Source organism: Rathayibacter sp. AY1H3 (genome assembly GCF_002932015.1).
In genome coordinates this window covers 1-4,062 of the sequence record NZ_PSUU01000085.1, presented here as the reverse complement: position 1 = coordinate 4,062, position 4,062 = coordinate 1, and the positions used below count along the sequence as shown (strand labels likewise).

Sequence of the window (4,062 nt, the reverse complement as noted above, 5' to 3'; positions counted from 1 at the left end):
GCGCGGCGGCCGCTCTCGCTCGCCTCGTCGATGCCCTTCCGGGCGCCGTCGGGCACCACGGTGTCGCGGTCGATGCGGGCGCCGGTCGCGATCACGGCCGAGCGTCCGATGCGGGAGTAGCTCCCGATCCGCGCCCCCGGTCCGATGATCGCCTCGGGCCCGACGTGCACGTTCGCGCCGATGAAGGCGCTGTGCCCGATCATGGCGTCGCGGTCGACCCAGCTGCCCGCGCCGATCCAGGCGCGCTCGCCCACGGTCGCGCCGGGCTCCACGTAGGCGCCGGTCTCCACGTACGCGGTCGCCGAGACGCGCGATCCGGGAGCGACCATGCCGCGTCCGTTCGCGTGGCGGCGGTAGACGATCTCGTCGTCACTGCCGCGCGCCCCTCGACCCTTGTTCATCCCTGTTCCTGCCATCTGCCTCTGGCTCCTCCGAGCTGTCCGGTGGGCGGGGCGCCGAGCCCCGTCCCGTCATCGGTAGACAACAGCGGCGAGCGCCCGCGCATTCCCCGTTCGGGGGGCGCTGGCGCGGGGTGGAGGCGGGTCGGCGGGCGGAGCGGAGAGCGGGCGGCGGAGCGGACCCGCGCGGGCGTCCCCGGAGCGTCACTCCACTGCGTCGGCGACCGCGGTCACGACCGCGCGGAACCGGTCCGGCGCCTCGCGGATCCGCCGCCGGAGGAGGACCCCGGCGAGCGCCGACGAGGCGGGTGCGGCGACCAGCTCGCACTCGACCCGGGCCCCCTCCTCGTCCGCCAGGACCCGCCACTGCTCGACGCCGAGCACGGGGAGTCGGCGCTCGAGCCCGCTCCCCCGCCGCTCGTACGCGCCGTCGGCGGCGAGGACGTCCGCGAGGGCGGCGAGCACCGGGGCGGGGTCGGCGTGGAGGACGGAGGCGAGGGCGAGGATGCTGCGCACGGCGGCAGTCTCGCACGCCCCCGCGTCAGGAGCGGGCGTCGAGGACGCGCCGGAGCCAGTCGAACGACGCCTTGGGCACGCGGTCCCGGCTGCGCGTGTCGACGGCCACGAGCCCGTGCGGGCGGCTGTAGCCGTGCTGCCACTCGAACGCGTCGACCAGGGTCCAGAGCTGCACGGCCTCCACCGGCAGTCCGTCGTGGACGGCCTCGGCGAGAGCGGCCAGGTGCGCCCCGAGCCAGCGGATCCGCTCCGTGTCGACGATCGCACCCTCGCGATCGGGCTCGTCGGAGTAGCTCGCGCCGAGCGCGGTCACCACCAGCGGCGGCAGGGCGTCGCCGTAGCGCTCCACGAGGGACCGCAGCACCGAGACCACCGCCCAGGGTGCGACCGGCGAGCCGTCGCCCGTGCGGTCCAGCTCCGGCCAGGGCGCCGTGTGGAACGGGAGCGCGGGAGGAGCGCCCACCCCGGTCGGCAGCGCCGGGTCGCGGCCCGCCACGATCCGCAGCGGCGGCAGCGGCGCGACCGCGTAGAAGTCGAGCGGAGCCGAGATGCGGGCGAGGTCGACCGGATCCGCCTGCGCGAGGGCGCCGAGGAACGGCGGCAGCTCCTCCGGTCCGACCGGGTAGGACCCGGTCAGCACGGCGTCGGCCACCAGGCGGTTCCGCAGGACGTCCGCCAGGGAGGCGAAGGCGCGGTCCCGGTCGTCGTCGGAGGCGGGCTCGACGGGCGCGAGCGCGTCGACGAGGCCGATCCTCCCGGTCACCTCCGCCGCCCGCAGCGCCTCCAGCGCCACGCCGTGCCCGAGGAGCTGGTGGTGCAGCGCCGGCAGGGCGCTGAACAGCCGGCCGGCGCCCGGCGCCTGCCGCGCGAGCGCGTAGCCCTCGAGCATCACCGTCGACGGCTGGTCGAGGGTGATCCAGTCGGCGACCCGGTCGCCGAACCGCCCGCCGAGCTCGAAGGCGAGATCGCCGAAGCGGAACGCGGTGTCGCGGTTCATCCAGCCGCCGCTGAGCGCCGACGGGGTGTCGCGGTGGTGCAGGGTCAGCGCGACCCGGATCCCCGTCTCGGCGAGCCCGTCGAGCAGGCGGTCGTAGAAGCCGAGCCCTCCGCGGTCGATCGGCCCGCGGCCGTCGGGCTGCAGCCGGGGCCACGAGACCGAGAGCCGGAGCTCGTCGACGCCGAGATCGACCAGCAGCGCGAGGTCCTCGCGCCAGCGCAGGAGGAAGTCCGTCGCGATCTCGGGAGTGGCCTCCTCGGCGATCGTCCCCCGTCGCAGCGCGAAGTCGTCCCACACCGACCGGCCCCGGCCGCCCGTCTCGAGGGAGCCCTCCGTCTGGAAGGCGCTCTGCGCCAGTCCGATGCGCAGGCCCGGCGGCAGGAGCCCGCCCAGCTCGCGCGGATCGTCGAAGCGCGCGGCCTCGACGCGCACCTCCCGCCGATCGCGCCCGCGGGCCTCGTCTTCGCGCATTCCACTGTCCTCCGGATCTGATCGACGGGTATATTCTCGCGGAAGCGCTCTCCCGGATCTCCCCGACTCCCCCGACCGGCCGAGACGCCTCCTCCGGATGGTGTACATCCGGGAACAGTGGTGCGGCGCGCTTGACAGCTCCCCCCTGCCCCCGTGCAATGGACGCATCGTGAAATCGGGCGTCGACGTGGCAGTACCGGGGGGTTCACCGGTCGTGCCGGTGCCCCGACTCCGCCGATCCCCGCGGCGCACGGCCGCCCTGCTGCTGGTGCTCCTCGCGGCCGTCGCCTCCGTCTCCGGGCTGGCCGCTCCGGCCGCGCAGGCCGCCGCTCTCGCGATCACCGCTCCCGCCTCCGGCGCGGTCCTCAGCACGGGAGCGACGACGGTCACCGGCACGGCGACGGCCGGGGACCAGGTGCAGATCGGGCTCCGCGGCGGCGGCGACCCCCTCTGCATCACCACCGCGGGCCCCGACGGCGGCTGGAGCTGCGCCGTCTCCCTCGACGACGGCCCGGCGACCCTGGTCGCGGTGGAGCTCCTCGCCGGCGGCGGGACCACCTCGGCCGCCGTCCCGATCGCCGTCCTCAGCGCCCCCGTCATCGAGTCGGTCGACGGCTCGGCGACCTCCGCGGGCTCGGTCCGCGGCACGGCCTACCCCGGCGCGAGCGTCGCCGCGGTCTCGAACGGCGGCGCCGCGTGCCTGGCCACCGCCGACTCCGGCGGCGCGTGGTTCTGTCAGCTCGCCCCCACTCCGGCGCCGGGCAGCTACCGCGTCACCGCCACGCAGACCGCCTCCTTCGCCGGCAGCGCCGCCTCGCCGGCCAGCGCGCCGGTGACCCTCGTGGTCGACACCGCTGCTCCTGCCGCCCCCGCCCTCACCTCGCCGTCGGACGGGGCCGCCCTGCCGCTCAGCGGCGCGTCCTACTCCGGGACGGGCGTGGACGGCACTCGCGCCTACGTGTACGTCGACCGGGTCAACACCTGCGACGCGGCGGTCAGCGGAGGCGCCTGGAGCTGCACCGGCGGCACGATCACGGCGGGCGCGCACCGGGTCTCCGCCATCGCCGGGGACAGCGCCGGCAACTACAGCCCGCCGAGCCCCTGGATCGACGTGACCTTCCCGGCGGCGACGACCGCTCCCACCGGCACGCCCAGCGCGACGACGCCGGCCGCCCCCGGAGCCGCGGCCACCGCGCCCGGGGCCGCCGCGTCTCCCGCTCCGAGCAGTGCGGCGCCGACCGCGTCCCCGTCGCCCGTCCGCCCCGGAGAGGCCGCGCCCGCGCCCGAGGACGAGCCGACCGCCGAGCCCACGGCAGCACCGGTCCCGGCTCCCGACCAGGACGGCGGTGACGTGCCGCCGCAGCCCGCCCCCGACGCCGGATCGGAGCCGGGCGGCTGGAGCGCGGCGACCGGGATGACCACCGCGCTGTCCGCCGGATCGCCCGTCGTCTCGATGGCCGACTGGATGCGCTCCCTCGCGCTCGCTCTGCTCTCGCTCGCCCTGGTCGTCGTGCCGGCCCGCCTCGCCGCGGCCGGGCGGGCGCCCCGCGCCGAGCGCAGCTGGCACCTCACGGGCCGCAATCGCGCCGCCGTCGAGTACGACGACAAGCCGGACACCGGTCCCGCCTCGCCGCGCCTGATGGTCGTCGGGATGGTCGGCTGCGCAGCCGGGCTCGTCCT

The 4,062-nt window shown here is 76.8% G+C and carries 3 protein-coding genes and 1 pseudogene; 1 reads left to right on the top strand and 3 read right to left on the bottom strand.

Annotated elements, in window-relative coordinates:
• From C5C33_RS17880 to C5C33_RS17870, 3 genes are all read right to left on the bottom strand, one after another.
• Nucleotides 1–401 (bottom strand): hypothetical protein (locus tag C5C33_RS17880; RefSeq protein ID WP_104261774.1); only part of this gene is annotated, 401 nt, incomplete at its 3' end.
• Nucleotides 402–602: 201 nt separating this feature from the next.
• Nucleotides 603–914, bottom strand: coding sequence for a hypothetical protein (locus C5C33_RS17875; protein WP_104250106.1), 312 nt, complete (start codon nt 912–914; stop codon nt 603–605).
• Nucleotides 915–939: 25 nt separating this feature from the next.
• Nucleotides 940–2,382 (bottom strand): glycoside hydrolase family 1 protein, encoded by a 1,443-nt coding sequence (locus C5C33_RS17870; RefSeq protein ID WP_181136279.1) that lies wholly within the window; start codon nt 2,380–2,382, stop codon nt 940–942.
• Nucleotides 2,383–2,602: 220 nt separating this feature from the next.
• On the opposite strand from C5C33_RS17870, the pseudogene C5C33_RS17865 reads away from it, so the two are divergent.
• Nucleotides 2,603–4,062: pseudogene (locus C5C33_RS17865) on the top strand (hypothetical protein); the annotation flags it as partial.

Excerpts from the sequence above, each read along its gene's own strand:
- C5C33_RS17870 (WP_181136279.1), bottom strand. The coding sequence starts at position 2,382 with ATGCGCGAAGACGAGGCCCGCGGGCGCGATCGGCGGGAGGTGCGCGTC.